The 16,783-nt window shown below is 47.3% G+C and carries 15 protein-coding genes; 6 read left to right on the forward strand and 9 right to left on the reverse strand.

Annotated elements, in window-relative coordinates; all coding sequences use genetic code 11:
• Positions 1-33: 33 nt before the first annotated feature.
• Positions 34-1,836, forward strand: coding sequence for a transglycosylase SLT domain-containing protein (locus AC1RJL_RS16850; protein ID WP_492916134.1), 1,803 nt, complete (start codon positions 34-36; stop codon positions 1,834-1,836).
• A gap of 66 nt (positions 1,837-1,902) precedes the next feature.
• On the opposite strand, the gene AC1RJL_RS16855 is transcribed toward AC1RJL_RS16850, so the two are convergent.
• Entirely contained in the window at positions 1,903-2,841 is a 939-nt protein-coding gene (locus AC1RJL_RS16855; RefSeq protein WP_492916136.1) for a chemotaxis protein CheV, read from the reverse strand.
• A gap of 221 nt (positions 2,842-3,062) precedes the next feature.
• On the opposite strand from AC1RJL_RS16855, the gene AC1RJL_RS16860 reads away from it, so the two are divergent.
• Positions 3,063-4,301 carry an EAL and HDOD domain-containing protein gene (locus tag AC1RJL_RS16860; RefSeq protein ID WP_492916138.1) on the forward strand — a complete coding sequence of 413 codons (1,239 nt, stop codon included), beginning with the start codon at positions 3,063-3,065 and terminating at the stop codon, positions 4,299-4,301.
• Between the two features lie 27 nt (positions 4,302-4,328).
• On the opposite strand, the gene AC1RJL_RS16865 is transcribed toward AC1RJL_RS16860, so the two are convergent.
• The 6 genes from AC1RJL_RS16865 to AC1RJL_RS16890 form a co-directional block, all read right to left on the reverse strand.
• The gene (locus tag AC1RJL_RS16865) at positions 4,329-4,577 is read right to left on the reverse strand and encodes a glutaredoxin family protein (RefSeq protein ID WP_492916141.1); all 249 of its coding nucleotides are present in this window, start codon (positions 4,575-4,577) and stop codon (positions 4,329-4,331) included.
• A 61-nt stretch (positions 4,578-4,638) separates the two neighbouring features.
• Complete coding sequence (locus AC1RJL_RS16870; protein ID WP_492916142.1) at positions 4,639-5,943, reverse strand: DUF5610 domain-containing protein; 1,305 nt, start codon at positions 5,941-5,943, stop codon at positions 4,639-4,641.
• A 74-nt stretch (positions 5,944-6,017) separates the two neighbouring features.
• Complete coding sequence (locus AC1RJL_RS16875) at positions 6,018-6,899, reverse strand: FHA domain-containing protein (protein WP_492916144.1); 882 nt, start codon at positions 6,897-6,899, stop codon at positions 6,018-6,020.
• Between the two features lie 89 nt (positions 6,900-6,988).
• The gene (locus tag AC1RJL_RS16880) at positions 6,989-7,711 is read right to left on the reverse strand and encodes a sensor histidine kinase (RefSeq protein WP_492916146.1); all 723 of its coding nucleotides are present in this window, start codon (positions 7,709-7,711) and stop codon (positions 6,989-6,991) included.
• A gap of 2 nt (positions 7,712-7,713) precedes the next feature.
• Positions 7,714-9,360: a response regulator gene (locus tag AC1RJL_RS16885; protein ID WP_492916148.1), complete on the reverse strand. Its 1,647-nt coding sequence runs from the start codon at positions 9,358-9,360 to the stop codon at positions 7,714-7,716.
• A 93-nt stretch (positions 9,361-9,453) separates the two neighbouring features.
• Complete coding sequence (locus tag AC1RJL_RS16890) at positions 9,454-11,235, reverse strand: bifunctional diguanylate cyclase/phosphodiesterase (RefSeq protein ID WP_492916150.1); 1,782 nt, start codon at positions 11,233-11,235, stop codon at positions 9,454-9,456.
• Between the two features lie 159 nt (positions 11,236-11,394).
• Between AC1RJL_RS16890 and cmoA the strand changes: the two genes are divergently transcribed.
• Together cmoA and cmoB are read left to right on the forward strand one after the other, a co-directional pair.
• Positions 11,395-12,129, forward strand: a complete 735-nt coding sequence (gene cmoA, locus AC1RJL_RS16895; RefSeq protein ID WP_492916152.1) for a carboxy-S-adenosyl-L-methionine synthase CmoA — start codon at positions 11,395-11,397, stop codon at positions 12,127-12,129.
• Positions 12,130-12,143: 14 nt separating this feature from the next.
• On the forward strand, positions 12,144-13,121 hold the full coding sequence (gene cmoB / locus AC1RJL_RS16900) for a tRNA 5-methoxyuridine(34)/uridine 5-oxyacetic acid(34) synthase CmoB (protein ID WP_492916154.1): 978 nt from the start codon (positions 12,144-12,146) through the stop codon (positions 13,119-13,121).
• Positions 13,122-13,166: 45 nt separating this feature from the next.
• On the opposite strand, the gene AC1RJL_RS16905 is transcribed toward cmoB, so the two are convergent.
• A complete protein-coding gene (locus AC1RJL_RS16905) occupies positions 13,167-13,709 on the reverse strand; it encodes a flavodoxin (RefSeq protein ID WP_492916156.1) in 543 nt (180 codons plus the stop codon).
• A gap of 151 nt (positions 13,710-13,860) precedes the next feature.
• The gene (locus AC1RJL_RS16910; RefSeq protein ID WP_492916158.1) at positions 13,861-14,346 is read right to left on the reverse strand and encodes a Spy/CpxP family protein refolding chaperone; all 486 of its coding nucleotides are present in this window, start codon (positions 14,344-14,346) and stop codon (positions 13,861-13,863) included.
• A 189-nt stretch (positions 14,347-14,535) separates the two neighbouring features.
• Here AC1RJL_RS16910 and AC1RJL_RS16915 point away from each other — a divergent pair, with 189 nt between their 5' ends.
• Together AC1RJL_RS16915 and AC1RJL_RS16920 are read left to right on the forward strand one after the other, a co-directional pair.
• On the forward strand, positions 14,536-15,243 hold the full coding sequence (locus AC1RJL_RS16915) for a response regulator (protein ID WP_492916160.1): 708 nt from the start codon (positions 14,536-14,538) through the stop codon (positions 15,241-15,243).
• The gene (locus AC1RJL_RS16920; RefSeq protein ID WP_492916162.1) at positions 15,243-16,640 is read left to right on the forward strand and encodes an ATP-binding protein; all 1,398 of its coding nucleotides are present in this window, start codon (positions 15,243-15,245) and stop codon (positions 16,638-16,640) included. The genes AC1RJL_RS16915 and AC1RJL_RS16920 overlap by 1 nt, the downstream gene beginning before the upstream one ends.
• Positions 16,641-16,783: the final 143 nt, after the last annotated feature.

A 16,783-nucleotide genomic window follows, 5' to 3' on the forward strand; every position in this document is an offset into this window, starting at 1 on the left:
GATCAGGCGCAAAAGGCACTCAACGCCAAAAATATGACCGAGTATTCGCAACTGGTGAAGCAGTTGAAGGATTATCCGTTGCTGCCCTATCTGGAGTATCAGGAATTATCCAATCGCTTGATTACGCTGCCGAAAAAGGAAGTGCAGGATTTTTTCAAGCATTACCCCGAGTCCTTTTTATCCGAGCGTTTGATGCACCGCTGGTTACGTACTCTCGCCCAACGTGAGCGCTGGGCGGACTATCGCGAGTTTTACGACAAGCGCCTGACCGATCCTGAGCTCGCTTGCCTTAATTTGCGCGCACGCCTGATGACCGGTGACAAAACCGCACTTGTTGATGTAGCGCCGCTCTGGAATATCGATAAAGCGCAATCCAAAGCCTGCGATCCGGTTTTCGATGATTGGAGAAAAGCCGGATTGATGACTCCGGAATTAATCTGGGAGCGACACCAAAAAGCAGTCAAGGCGGGCAATAAAGGGATGGTGAGTTATTTAACCAACCAACTGCCTGCGGGTGATCGCCCTATGGCGTTATTGCTACAGCAAGTTGATGCCAATCCGCGTTTGTTGAAACAATCCAGTAATTTCTCAAAACAAACCACTAAAATGAAGGATATCATTTTGTATGGTCTGGAAAAAATGGCGCGCACCGATGCCAAAGATGCACTCGCGTTATGGCATACCTATGACGCGCAACAGCTGTTCAGCGATGAAGATAGAATCAACATCAAGTATCAAATTGCATTACGCCTGCTTTACCAAAATCATGAAGTTGATGCGGAAAAACTGGTTGCATCAACACCTAACCTGACACGCGCCGATCTACTGGAGTGGTTACTGCGCGAATCATTGCGCAAACAGGATTGGGAGCGTGTGAACGAATGGTTGACACGTTTACCCGATGAAACACGCCAAACCGAACGGTGGCGCTATTGGCAAGCGCGTACCATGGAAGAGCTAAAGATCAAGGAAATTAATGGCGAAACAGCTGCTAGCATTTATAACAGCGTTGCACCGGCACGCAGTTTCTATGGATTCCTCGCAGCGGATAAAACCGGTATCAATTACCATCTCCTGGATCGCCCGCTTACCTTTACCGAAAAACAAGTCCACGAAGTCGAGAATGCGCAAGGTATTTTACGTGCGCGTGAATTTTATTTGCGCGGTGAAATTGCCGCTGCCAACCGCGAATATTTTCACACGACTCGCCGCATGACTATGGAACAAATGGTTATTGCCGGGCGTCTTGCCGAGAAACTGGGTTGGTACCGCCTTGGTATTCAAGTAATGGCGGATGCGCAATATTGGGATGACTTGCAAGTGCGCTTCCCTGTTGTTTATAAAGAACATGTAAATAAAGCCGCAAAGCAAACGTCGGTTAATCCGCTACTGATTTTTGCGGTCGCAAGACAAGAAAGTGCTTTTATGCACGATGCCAAATCCCCTGCTGGCGCACTGGGTTTAATGCAATTAATGCCGGCGACGGCAAAGCAAACTGCGCAGAAAAATGGCTTGAGTTTTAATGTGCAGGACTTAATCTTGCCAGAGAAAAATATCGCTTTGGGTAGCCGTTACCTGAATCATCTGCTCGGTGTGTTTGATGGTAACCGCATTCTCGCAGCAGCGGCCTATAACGCTGGCCCAACACGCGTGAAAAAATGGCTAAACAAAGAGAAAGGTATGCAGTTGCCATACGATGTATGGATCGAGACTATCCCTTACAAGGAAACTCGCGGTTACGTACAAAATGTACTTTCTTTTTCAGTAATTTATGCCTATCGCCTGGGCGAAGAAACCAGTTTTGTGACTCAGGCGGAAGCCAATCGACAGTTATAAAAATAAAGCGCGATAAAAAAACCGCACCTGCAAATCAGGTGCGGTTTTTTTATAATTCAATAGAGTTTATTTATGTAGATATTCACGCAGTCGCTTCTGTACAACTGCTGCTAATTCATCGGGTTGGAATTTTGACAGGAAATCGTTACAGCCCACCTTCTCTACCATCGCCTTATTAAAACTGCCGCTGAGAGATGTATGCAAAACCACATACAAATCTGCCAACGCAGGATCTTTTCTGACCTCGGCGGTTAGGCGATAGCCATCCATTTCCGGCATTTCTGCATCAGTTACCAGCATCAGGATTTCATCGGTCACCTTGCGGCCCGAGGCAGCCCACTGACGTAAAATTGTCAGTGCTTGCAGGCCATCCTGAACAAATAAAACCTCTACTCCGATATTACTTAAGGTTTCCCGCACTTGTTTAACTGCGGTGGGTGAATCCTCGGCCAATAACACCCTGATCTTACGTCTCCGCGCCTCTGCCGCCAACTCGGAATCCAGTACTTCGTCAGAGACAGTCGTATTGTAAGGAATTATATCGGCCAGCACCCGCTCAACATCCAGAATCTCTACCAACTGGTCATCAACGCGAGTAATTGCTGTCAAAAAATGGCTGCGTCCGGTGCCTTTCGGCGGCGGCAAAATAAGTTCCCAATTAAGGTTTATAATCCGATCCACCGCACCAATTAAAAATGCCTGCACTGATCGGTTATATTCCGCAACAATCAAATTCGCGTTATCCACTTCCTTCAGTTCACTCATGCCGATCGCTGCGCGCAGGTCAATTACCGGCACCGCTTGGCCACGCAAATGTGCCACGCCGCGAATATGCGGATGACTGTGTGGAACATGGCGTAAGGTTGGAACCTTCACGACTTCTTGCACTTTAAATACGTTGATCGCAAATAACTGGCGGCCGCCCAAGCGGAACATCAGTAACTCAAGGCGGTTTTCGCCCACCAAACGAGTGCGTTGATCAATAGAATCTAATAGTTTTGACATACTGCACCATCGATTTTCACGGCTTCCAGCGGGAAACCTGCTTAAAAACACTATGAGTATAGGCAATATTTGGCAAGGGACCGAGAATTCCCGGTAAAGATGTAATCGAAGCGCAGGATTGCGGTTGTAAGCTGGCCGTTGCCAGCTACACTGACTGCATACGCAGATTTTTCTGAAAGCGGATCATCCTAAACACAACTATTAATCAATCCGTTTACTTTATGACCGAAGCCATTCCTCTTCTCGCTCGGCAGCCTATTTTTAATGGCAACATGCAAGTTGTTGCCTACGAATTACTCTGTCGGAACAACGACCTGAAATTTATCTCCACTACCGATGGGGATGCCGCCAGTTCACAGGTTTTGCTCAACGCATTTACAGAATTATCGATTGAACAAGTCGTTGGCAAACATAAAGCCTTTGTTAACTTCACCCGCACATTACTCAGTTCACCGCCGCCCTTTAATCGCCAAAAGCTGGTGATCGAAGTACTTGAAGGACAGCGTGTTGATGCTGCAATGCTGCACTCGCTGAAACAACTTCGCGAACAGGGATACACCATTGCCTTAGACGATTTTGAGCTGGATGATAACAGCCAAAATCTGGTGGCCTATGCCGATATTATCAAACTGGATGTATTGGCTCTTTCACCTGAAAAATTGCAGCACCATATCGCTTACCTCAAGCCATTCGGCGTGACGCTGATCGCGGAGAAAGTTGAAACCTATGAGATGTTTGAGCAATGCAAAGCATTGGGATTCGATTTATTTCAGGGCTACTTTTTGGCGAAGCCGCGCGTAATTACCGGGCGAAAAATTTCCGAAAATAAACAATCGGTACTGCAATTGCTGTCAGCATTGCACGATCCCGACACACCTATCGATAAAATCGAACGCATGATCGCGCGCGATACGCTGTTGAGCTTTAAATTACTGCGCCTGGTCAATTCGGCTGCGTTTGGTTTATCGCGCAACGTTGAGTCGTTGCGTCAGGCGATTATGTTGTTGGGTTTAAATAAACTGCGTAATTGGGTTAACTTGCTGGCCTTGTCGAACTTGAGCGGCAAACCGCATGAATTAAGTATCGCTGCACTTACACGTGCGCGGATGTGCGAAATGATCGCCGCCGAAATTAATCAACGCAGCCGCCCCGATTCCTATTTCACCGTTGGATTGCTATCGACACTGGATGCGTTTCTTGACTCTCCACTGGAAGAGTTGCTGGGTACTTTATCGCTTAGCGAAGCGCTCAATCAAGCGATGTTAAATCACTCTGGTCCCGAGGGAATGGTATTACAGATAGTGCAAGCCCATGAGCAGGGCCACTGGCAGGAAATCGATTGGGATCATCTTGCTGAAATAGGTTTGACGCCGGAAAAAATGGCAGAAATTTACGTAAACTCACTGCATTGGGTTGCCGAAACAATGAATACTCTTGGCATAAGTCAATCAGATAAATAGGTTAGCCAGGTAAAAATATGGCGAGAGCTAACAGCTGATACGCAGAAGAAAATCGTCAGCCTGTTTTGAATCAAACGGCCAGCCTAACTCTTCAAGATGGTGAGGGGATTTTAATACCGGAATTCTTACACCATAGCGCTCAATCAGTTCATCTGATTCGGCTATGTCAATCTCTTCAAGATGCAATGAATAGTGGTTCAATAAAGGAGAGACAATATCCCTGGCCATCTCGCATAAATGACAGCCAGGGGTTGAGTAGAGATAAATCGATTTCATGAATTGCTGCCTGAAAAAAACGGCAGTGTATCAGCTCTGCAGCAGCAACTTCACGGAAAAATTAACGCAATTCCAATGCAAACATCTCTTCCATAAAATCGCGGAAACGCTTGCCTTGAGCTTGATCAATTTCTGTCTCGCCAGTAATTTTTTCCGCCATATTGGTCAGCAGCGATTGCGGCTCGTTAAACGCTGACGCACGATCCAGGCTATCGAGCAAATCTTTGATAAAATTGCCAAGTGGCAGCAATTGATCAGCCAACAATTTAGGCACATCAGAACTGCCGCCTGAGCGATTAGGCTCGAAGGTTTGATAAGCCTGGGTGACCTGCCTGATTTCTACTTGCGCCAGATTCAGTGAGAAACTGCCGATTTGTTCAGCGTCGTAACCCATACTCATAGCATGGTTGAATGCAGCATCCAAATTACCATTAAAGAATTGACCAGCCAGATCATTCACTCGACCGAGCAAATCGTTAATTGCAGTTAGCTCATCCTCATTCAAATCGCCTTCAATCGAAAGGGAGAATGATTGGCTGGAGCTGTAACTGGCGTTAAGTGCGCCAGCCGAATTATTACCGCGCCCTGCCCGTCCTGCCTCTAATGCCAAACCTTCACTGGAGCTTGCTTTGATGGTGATTTTATCGCCTTCTTTGGTGGTTAGCTCAAAGCTGAATGCGCGCGCGCGACCATATTCGTAATTACCGTAGCCAAGGTAACTGCTGGTGGCGGGAATAAAACTCGGCACATCCAATTTGGACGCTGTTTTTTTGCTATCCGTTGTTTTAATAACATCGGTAGTTGATGGAGCTGTTTTAGGCGTTTCCTCTGGCGGTTGGGTAGACTGGATAAATTTAGCACGTAGTTCATCTACCCCTTCCAACACCAGGTCATAGGTCTTACGTATATCGGTTTTAATTTCCGGTGAGAGCAGGCTCAAGGCTTCAAGCTTTTCGCTGGCTTCGGCAAAACCTTTTTTAAATCCCGCCAAACCGGCCTCAAGACGAGCTTGTAGTTGCTCTTGTGTTGCACCTTCAGCGACATCCATCTGTAAGCGCCGCTCAATAAAACCGAGGATGTTATTCGCCACTTTTTCCGATGTTAACGGTTCAAAGTTTTCATACTCGGCGCTGGCAGCTTGGCCACGCGAGGCAATTTTTTCATAAGCTGCCGTCAGAGTACGATTAACAATCTGCAGTGCCGCTTGGCGCTTGTCCTGTGGGGTAGATGGATCCGTACGGGTCACTTCAGGCGCTTTACCCGTGCCTCCCTGAGTGGCCGTATTAGTGCTATTTGCTTGGGACGGCAGATTGCTGCTAATCGTTTGATTATTAACAGAGGGATTATTAAGCGACGAAATATTCATAAATTTACCTTTGGGCGGCAATACCTGTCTGTTGCATCACAGGTTATCGACCGGTTTCCGCAAAGCTTAAATACTTATTTGCGCGTTAAAATGAGTGTTGTTATAACCACGACGGCCAAAATTCCGAGGAATATCAGCCCGAATTTCCCCTTGGAGTGAGCCTCGGACGCAGGCTTGGCTTTAGGACCGGGGATAGATCGATTTGGCGATGAGGCTCGTGTGGGAGCTACGGCTTTGTCACGGACTACTGGTTTTGGCTTTGCTTCTGGCGCTTCAACTTTTGCGGTCACCGGGCGCACGGTAGTTTTAGCCATGTCGTCTGATGGTCCCATAACACCAAATGTGAGCGCATCGAAGCGCAACTCATCACCGCGTTTTACGCGCGCCTCAGCGACCCGTTTGCCGTTTAGAAACGTGCCATTGGCAGAGTCCAGGTCTTTCACAAACAACATTCCATCAATAATCTGCAATTGTGCGTGGCGACGTGACAAATGCGCAGCTGCCAAGCTGATATCGCACTCGTGTGCACGTCCGACAATATTAATTTCCTTCAACGGAAAAACCCGATTCGCCAATGCGGTGTGATTCGCCTTCAGCGACCAACCTGTTGCTTTCGGCGCACGTAGCTGGGTGACGTTAACCGACTCTTCCGCAATGATTTTGGCTTCACGCTTTGGATCTATAACGATCAGCTCAACCCTGCCCAAGGTTATTTGATCATCAGGTTTAAGTTCACAAGCGCCGCTTACTGTTTGGCCGTTAACAATTATCGGCTGGGTGGGAATAAGATTGCGCAGCGTAAGATGTTCATTATCAACAAGTACTTCCATATGGACATCACTGGCAAGTGGATCATCGATAACCAGCGCATTGGTGGCTGAACGGCCAATGGTAATTCGGGGTTCTACCAACCATACCGCATTGTATTTATTATCTTTAAAGCGGATTTTAAGCATAAAATTTGACCTGACGACAAAAACCGAAGTGGGCTGTGATAATGCAATAGGTATCCAGTGATTTCAACACTTCAATCAGACTCTTCCGATCACGGCAAATAAAGTTTCAGCACGCCGCCGCCCAGTGGCCCATCGTTTGCAATTGTCATAAAGCCTTGCCCTCTTTTTGACTTGTGCAATTCCAGCACCTTGCGTGCAAACAATAACCCGAGACGGGTATTGCCGGAGCTGAATGAAACAGCTGTTTGCGGTAGCGGGCCAAGTAACATATTGTCCGGGTAACCCTGCCCATCGTCAGCGACGGAGATGCAGAGAAAGCCGTTCTCCTCAATCGCACTTACCAACAATTGCTTGCGACAGTAACGCGCGCAATTGACGATCAAATTATTTAACACACCACCCACTAATTCGCTGTCAAAATACCAAATCAAATCACTATCACAATCAACCTGAATTTCAATATGGCGCGACTTGAGCAAACTATCATTACGGGCAATTTGCTCTTCAATAATATCGATTGCATGGTGTTCATCGATCACCACCATCATCGTTTGCTCATCCATGCGGTACAGCGATAATAACTGTACTAATTCACCATTAATACGCGCTGCCTCGTACTCGAGCGTTGAAAAAAAACGCGCTTGCTCTGCATCTCCGGGCGGAGAGTTTTCCATCATGGCAGATAAGGTAGTTAACAGCATTCCCAACGAATTTTTCATGTCGTGCACGCTGGATGCAAGGACAAATGAAAAATCAATAGGTACATGGCTGTATTCCGGATTATCACCCTTTGGTTTGATTGAAGGATTCACAATTAACCTCGTTTGTCTTTTTCGTAAGCCCGAACCAGACTATTGTATACATCGTTCAGCTGGCGATAACGTTGAAACTGCGGATGCTGCGGAGAAATGATCGCGGTTGTTTTAGTAAAGGTTTGCTGGATTTTTTCATTAACACTGATATCAAAACGGATTTTTAATTTATCAATCATTGCCTGCACATAATTCAAGCGGAGACCAATATGATTAGGTAGCTTTTGCAGTGCGGTTTTGAATGCATCTGCTGCTGCCGAAAAATCTTTTGCATTGTAAGAGGCGATTCCCTTTTTATTGATCTCCGCCACCATCAGTTTATTTTTCTCACTGCGTGGCTCATCCAAAAGCACATCCAGTTGCTGCAGTTGATTTTCATTACCGGCATAACGCTGCAACAAATCATTTAATTGTTGTTGTGCTTCATTGTCTTTACCCAGTAAACGAAGTGTGCGTACCATTTCAATCTGGATTGGCAAGGCTGCATCATCCTTATTATCCCCCAACAATGATTGGGCATTCGTTAAGGTCTCTTGTGCCCGACGTTGATCGCCAGCGCATACCTGCAGCTGACTCTCCAGTAACAGGGATTCGACTTTGCGCAAATTGCCTTTACCAAAGTTCTCTTCCAGATTATTGACGCAGCTAATTGCCTCGCGAATTAAAGGTTTTGCCAGTTCTTTGTCAATTGAATACAAGTCAATGGTCGTCTGGGCAAAAAGGGAATGCACATCGGCTTTATCAAAGCAGGAGTGCTCGCCCAATTTTACGGCGCGCTTAAGTGCATTGGCTGCAGTCACCAAATCGTTATTTTGTTGTGCAATATTTCCCAGCGCTTGTTGACGAAGTATGGATAACGGCGAAATATCAGTGGCTTTTTGCAGGATGTTTTGCAATTTTTCGGTATCGTTTTGCAACTTGAATAAATCCGCTTGCAAATCATAGGCTTTCATACACAGTGGATTGGCCTGCAAAATATTTTCCAGCCACTGTTGTGCACCGATTAGATCATTTTGTGCCAACCTGGTTTTAACCATCCCCAATTGTGCCCATTCGAGTTCGCGGTTTTCAAGCACCGCGCGGTAAACATCTTCAGCTGCCGCCACATCATTTTTTGCGAGATACAATTGCCCCAATAATTTCTGGCAAGTATTTGCATAACGGCTGCCTTTTGCCACCAACTCTTTGGACAGGGCGATTGCCAATTCATCATCACCTGCTTTTTGAGCGGCACGAACTGCTTTTAATTCGACGCGCTGCTCGATAAGGCGACTGAGGCGCTGATCCAATGCTTTGGGATTAATCGGTTTGGCGAGATAGGCATCTGGCTCATAGTCATAAGCAGCCAAAATAATGCCTTTACTACTCTCGGCAGAAACGAGAATAAACAGACTATCGGAACAGGGATTATTGGTAGTGCGCAGTTCCTCAAGCACTTGCTGGCCGCTTTTTCCCTTGCCGAGATTGTTATCGCAGAGGATTAAATCATAACTGCGGGCTTTGCAAAAACGCAGCGCTTCTTCGCCGCTCGCCGCCGAATCAGCATTGCCGATTCCCAAATCCATGAGCATCTTATAAAGAGTCGCACGGAAATTCTCAAAATCATCAACAATTAGCGCGTGCATCTTGTAGTAGCCAAGATCAGCCATTGGTCTATCTCCATCTGGAAAGTAGACTAAGGATAGACCAGGATTTTCAGGCTGCTACTGCTTCCCTTTCTTTAAGGCTTGCTTTACTGACATTTAATCTGCGGGAGCCAAATATGGTTTACGGCGACGCGATTGAAAAAGATGGTTGCCGCCCTGGCTTTTTGCGCTGTGTTTCGCTTCGGCAAGCAGTTGCGATACCTGATGATGGGTGGTACAGAACTCAACATCCGGTGCTACGCAACCTATCGCCAACGTCAGTGCTCCAAACTTTTGGCGTTGCCCTTGCCGATCAACACTCCAGTACTCGGTAGATTCAGGTGGAAGCAATGTTCGGCTTGCCTCCGCAAAGCGCTGCAGGATGTGCTCGCAACGCTGCTCCCAATCAGCACTGCACAGCACCAGGATAAAGTCGTCGCCGCCGACATGGCCGACAAAATCCTTTTGCATATCGACACTACTGCACAAAATTTGACTAAGGCTCAAGATCGCCTCATCGCCAGCGCTGTATCCAAATGCATCATTAAACGGCTTGAAATGATTAATATCGCAGTAAGCCACAACAAATTCTTTTCGATGCAACAATAAATGGTCAATACATTCATACAGAGGTACATTACCCGGCAACTGGGTGAGTGGATTGCTATGCCGGGCAATGCGCAGCTTTTCTTCGGTTATGGAGCGCAGCAGGTCACGCACCTTGCCAACACCGCGATAACGGTCGTTATCGCATACAATAAAATCGACACTCAGGTTTTGCTGCGGATCTTCACTGATCAGTTGGCCGACCACTTTAAGGTCAGTGTTGATATCAACAATAATCGATGAGGGACTAATAAATTCCCGAATGGGTTTTTGCGCGTGTAATTCATGCGCAAAGCGCTGGGAAAAAACATTGAGAATTTCGGCGCGACTGATCATTCCCAAAGGAACATCACCGTCCACGACGGGTACACAAGCGAGACGCACATCAGCGCGAAACATTTTTACCACAGTCTCTGCACGCATATTGGGTGAAACAGAGGCTGAATCCACTACAATTTCATCCACGGTGTGAGTGAAATGATCTTGATAACGTCGCCCCGAATTTCCGGTCACGTTAGTTACTGCCGCAGGTACTTCAGTTGAGGGTAACGCTTGAGGATACGCAATAAAATAACCCTGCGCGTATTCAATCCCCATGGTAATTAACGTATTGAATTCTGCCGCGGTTTCAATTCCTTCGGCAATGGCCTTGTTCCCCATGCGGTGGGCAATGTCCAACATTGCGCGTACAAACTCCCGCTTGACCGGATCTTTATCGATGCCGGAAATAAAATGTCGATCAATCTTTACGTAATCCGGGCACAGCTCGCTCCATACGCGCAAACCGGCGTAACCAGCGCCCAGGTCATCCAGTGCTACCGCAAAGCCTTGCCGCTGAAAATGGTCAGAAGCAACGCGCAACAAATCCAGCTCATCAAGCGGCTGGCTTTCGGTCAACTCAAATACCAGGCGTTCTGCACTCAGGCCGACGCGCTGTAAAATTTCACGCGTCACACCATCGCGATATTGGCTATCAGTAAAACTGATAGGACTCATATTAAGAAATAATTTTCCGGGAAGATTTAATGTCGCAAATCGCTCGCAGGAAACTTCCCGGCATGCAAATTCAAGCAATGCAAGCAAACGGGATTCGCGCGCGACCGTAAACAGCGCATCCGGCTTATGCAAGGGGCTATCAGCGGGGCCGCGAATCAAGGCTTCATAGCCAATAATCCGTGGATTTTCCACAGCAACTATGGGCTGGAATACCGGGGTCAAAAGCTTGAACTCAATCAAGCGACGTAATTCCTTTTGCAGGGGGATTTGGTTAAATACAGGGCTCTGCAAAGACATAAAATAGCAACTTCAATATCGACTTTTGGGATATAGGCTGAATATTCCTGCGGAAATATGACAGTCTTATGAATTTCTCAATTTGTTGTGACAATCAATGAGAGTTACAATGCGCGCACTTGTATTCCTCGCCCAATTCGCCATTAACCAGTCACGAATATGCACCATACCAACCCCGATACCATTTATGCCAATCCTCTGGCAGAGGTCAGCCGCTTTGCATTCGATGAGCGAGTGGTCGACGTTTTCCCCGATATGATCAAACGCTCGGTACCGGGATACGCCACGATTATTAACATGATTGGTAATCTTGCCGAGCGTTATGCTCAGGCAAATAGCCATTGCTATGATTTGGGCTGCTCACTAGGTGCAGCCACACTGGCAATGCGCCATCGCATCCAGGCAGCTGATTGCAAAATTATTGGCGTGGATAACTCCGCTGCAATGATCGCTCGCTGCCAGCAAGTGGTAGCTGCCGATAGCGGCGAAGTGCCGGTTGAGTTAATTGAAGCCAGAATTCAGGATGTGCAATTACAAAATGCGTCCATGGCTGTACTGAATTTCACGTTGCAGTTTATTCCGGTCGATGAACGATTGGAAATGTTGTGCAATATTTGCGAGGGATTAAATACCGGCGGAGTATTAATCATCTCGGAAAAAGTCGCATTTGATGATGAGCCGCACCAGCAATTAATGACTGAGCTGCATCACAACTTTAAGCGCGCTAATGGTTACAGCGATTTGGAAATTGCCCAAAAACGTGCCGCCATTGAAAACTATCTTATCCCCGAAACTCTCGACGCACACCGCCAACGGTTACGGCAAGCAGGATTCAGCAGTGTCGATGTTTGGTTTCAATGCTTTAATTTTGCATCATTGATTGCAATTAAATAATTCAGGAAAACGCTGTGTCACGACTTAATTACGATCAATTGCTTGATGCCTTGAAGGATTCACCTTTGGCGAGTTGGGCCGAGCAACTTCCAAAACAAATTGCAGCGGGACTTTGTGAGAAGCGCTATGGCGATCTGCCCGGTTGGAAAACGTCTCTCGAAAAATTACCGCAGGTTAATACCACCAACGTTGCATTTACCGACGAGGTGCGCATCGGTGACAGCAGCGATTGCACTGAAGAAATCCGTGCAACAATTCGCAGTGTTTTGCAGGAATTAATTCCCTGGCGCAAAGGCCCCTACTTTATTCACGGTACTCATATAGATACCGAATGGCGCTCGGATTGGAAATGGGATCGCGTATTACCGCACCTCGCGCCGTTAAAAGATCGCCTGATTCTCGATGTGGGTTGCGGCAACGGCTATCACTGTTGGCGGATGTTGGGGGCTGGCGCAAAACGGGTAATCGGGATAGATCCATCACCGCGTTTTATTGTGCAATTCCACATGATCAAACATTTTGCCGGTGCAGATTATCCAATCGATGTATTGCCTGTTGGGATTGAAGATGTACCAGAAAAATTACAGGCGTTTGATACCGTTTTTTCCATGGGCGTTTTTTATCATCGCCGCTCGCCGATGGATCATTTACTGGAGTTAAAAAATGCCCTGCGCCCAGGCGGGCAATTGGTTTTGGAAACCTTGGTGATTGAAGGGAAACTCGGCGATGTATTAGTACCGGAAGGCCGCTATGGCATGATGAACAACGTTTGGTTTTTACCGAGCTGCGAGACCATGTTGTCCTGGTTGCGCAAAATGGGATTTAGCAATCCCCGCGTTGTTGATGTAAGCCCCACTACGACAGAAGAGCAGCGCGCAACTGAATGGATGCGCTTTCATTCACTCCCGGAGTTTTTACATTCAGACGATCCATCACTAACTGCCGAAGGCCATCCTGCGCCCATTCGGGCGGTGTTTGTCGCAGAAGCTTGATAAGCAAAACAAAGGAGCGAATTAAGCGCCTTTGTTTGCTTATCTCTAATCATCCAGCATCTTAAGCGGAGAATCCAAGCCAAATTCTACATGGATTTGGGTGCACCACTGGTTTAAACGTGCCGCACTGAGATTTTCCTGTTGATCTTCATCCAATGCCAAACCAACAAACATTGCCGCTCCGGGAATTTCTGCTTTTGACGCTTCGAATTCATAACCTTCGGTAGACCAGTGCCCCACAATTTCCGGGCCGGTTTGGATAATCACATCGTGCAACATGCCCATGGCATCGAGGAAATAATCACCGTAACCGAATTGATCGCCCAAACCAAATAGCGCAACTTGTTTACCGGAGAAATCTACCGCGGCGATATCATCCCAAAACTCCTCCCAATCCGACTGTATTTGGCCGAAATCCCATGTAGGAATCCCTAGGATAATTTTGTCATAGTTGGCGAAATCCAACTGGGTCACATCGGCAATATCGCGCACATCGACGATATCTGCGCCAAAACGCTGCTGAATACGATATGCGACACGCTCGGTATTACCTTCGTCACTACCAAAAAACAGACCTATCTGGGCCACAATAACCTCGGGATGCAGGAAAAATCAGGATGGATAAAAACGGCGCGGATTCTCCCAAGATTAGGCTTTCCAGGCAAGCCCACAAAGCAGATAGCTGCAAACAAATAACCCCGGCATGCCGGGGTTATCGTTAAAGCAGAAGGATCAGGGATTAGCGTTGTGCAGATTCGCGCGCAGCTTTACGATCCTGACGCTTGGCCTTAAGTTCAACCAGGGTCTGCTTCTGCTCCGCTGTCAGTACTGCGAGAAAAGCTTTCTGCGCTTTAGCGCCAGCTAATACTTGTTCTGCATGCAGCTTGCCCAACGTATCGGCCAATGCATTGAGTTCTGCATCGTTTGCCCCGGCGCTAACAGCGATTGCCAAGGCTTCACGCGCCTCAAACAGTTTGGTGTGGAGCGCCTCGCGGGCAGTTTTGCCTGCTTCGCGCTGGGCTTTCAAGGTTTCTTTTTGGACATCGGTTAATTCAAGTGCTTTACCGATATGCCTAAAATCAGGCCCACCAAAGCCCTCTTGCCCTGCCCATGCATGGTGTCTGCCGTCACGACTCTTGTCACCATCGCCTGCCAGGGTTGGCATCGCTATACTGGCAATACTTAACAATAAAATGCTGGTCGCTAAAAATTTGTTCGATTTCATATCATGTTCCTCTGGATGTAATGGACTCACTAATTACGGTGGTCAGTTGCAGACTCCGGAATCAGAGCCAGTGAATTCATTATGGTGGCTATAATGTTAAGATTGGTTAATGAAAACCAAAGAATCATGACTCTCATCCGGGGCTGGTGCACACTCACCGCCTTCCATCACAGGGGACTGTAAAACGCTATGCTTAAAGTTCTTCTCATCGACGACGACAAAGAACTCAGTCAATTACTGAGTGAATATTTGCAGACAGAAGGCTTCGCTATTGATACGGCCTATGATGGCCAAACTGCACTTGAGCTCGCGTTGAAACATCCCTATTCCGCCATTGTTTTGGATGTGATGCTGCCAATCCGCAATGGTTTTGATGTGCTGAAAAATTTGCGCCAGCACAGCCAAACCCCCGTCATCATGCTCACCGCTAAAGGCGATACCGTTGATCGCGTAATTGGTTTGGAAATCGGTGCTGACGATTACTTGTCCAAGCCTTGCGACCCACGCGAATTAGTGGCTCGTATTCGCGCGATTTTGCGTCGTGCCAATCAAAAAGAAGTTACTCCCAGCAGTATTGAGCGCTTGGTAACAGGAAAACTATCGTTGCATTTAGGCACGCGTACAACAACCTGGGATAATCAAGAAGTTCCTCTGACCGGCACAGAGTTTAGTGTGCTTGAAATTCTTGTTCGTCGTGCCGGCCAAGTAATCAGCAAAGACGATATGACGGAGCAAGCGCTCAACCGCAAACTCACGCCCTATGATCGCAGTATTGATGTGCATGTAAGCAACATCCGTAAAAAAATTACCGCGGCCGGCTCCTCAAAGGATTTGATCATTAATGTGCGCGGCGCTGGATATATGCTGACCATGAATGATGATGAATCCGTAAATTAATGACGCGTCTTTATTTAAAAATCTTTTTTACATTCTGGTTGATTACGGTAGCGATTATTATCGGCACCAATATTGTTGTGCATTGGTTCGACATGACGCCGGATGGCAATTTGCAGCATAGCAGCAGCGCAAATGATGATGATCCAGCCAAGCGTTTGCTGTTTCAATTGGTGGGCAATGCCGTTAATCGCAATACTCGCCAATTGATTCAGGATTTGCGCGCAATGCCAACCTGGTCAACCCGCTTTGTATATGCGATCGATAAAGAAAACCGCGATTTATTGGATCGCCCGCTTCCTCCCGGTGTAATGTTTCTCGCTCCCCGCCTGACTTTTAAACATCCCTTCGATAAAGTGCAGGATCGCAACCGCAAACTGTTTGGCCGCTATATCACACTGAACGATGGCAATAGTGTGAAATTGATTACGATTTCTGCTGGACGTGACGAAGGACAAGATCGCGATATTATTTGGGAATTGTTTCTCGACAACATTTGGCCATTGTTACTCGTATCAATCTTGGTCAGCGGCTCGGCGTGTTTTTTTCTTGCGCGACACTTCACCCGCAGCATCAACACTTTGCAGAAAGCCACCCATCAAATTGCGCGCGGCGATTTGAGCGTACGCATTAGCGAACAATTCCGTGGTCGCAACGATGAGATTGCAGCACTTGGTCGCGATTTTGACCACATGACCGAGCGCCTTGAAAAAGCGATGCAAGAGCAGAAGCGTTTGATTAAAGACGTATCGCACGAATTGCGTACGCCGCTTGCACGTTTGCAGATTGCACTGGCATTGGCACGGCAACGCAGTAATGGATTGGTCGATAACGAACTGGCGCGTATCAAGCAAGCAGCCGATTACCTCAACGACATCATCACCGATATTCTCACCTTGCCAGTACAGGGCCAGGATAGCTGGGTGCTGGACGACGTGTTGGATTTGGTAAGCCTGATGCAAACGCTGATGGACAATTACCAAGCCGAGGCCTACGAAAAAAATGTCAATATTCGCTTCAGATGCTCACTCGAAGAAGCGCTAGTGGCGACCCATGGCAATATGTTGGTTGGCGTTTTTGAAAATACGTTGCGCAATGCCCTGCTCTATACCCCGGAAAACTCAGAAATCTGTATCGCCTTAAGCGAAACGGGCGATGGCGAGCAGTATCGAGTGGAAATCATGGATCAAGGCCCCGGGGTACCTGATGATGCACTTGAAGATATCTTCCAGCCTTTCTTTCGAACAGATCAGGCGCGCGCGCGCGAAAGCGGCGGATACGGTTTGGGCTTGGCGATTGCACAGCGCAGTGTGTCCTTACATCAGGGGCGTATCTGGGCAGAGAATCGTCCTGAAGGAGGCCTAAGCTTGGGCATACTGCTGCCACAAATTAAAAGCTAAATCCTTCTTAATCATTATTTAATAGCAAATCTCCCCCTCATCTATTCATTGATTTGCCGACAATCTTTTGACTGGCGGCAAATCCTTTCCGCTTTGACCGAAATTTACTGCGAATTTTCTGACGGAAAAATCGGCAATTAACT

This window comes from Cellvibrio sp. GW822-FHT04B05, assembly GCF_058800985.1.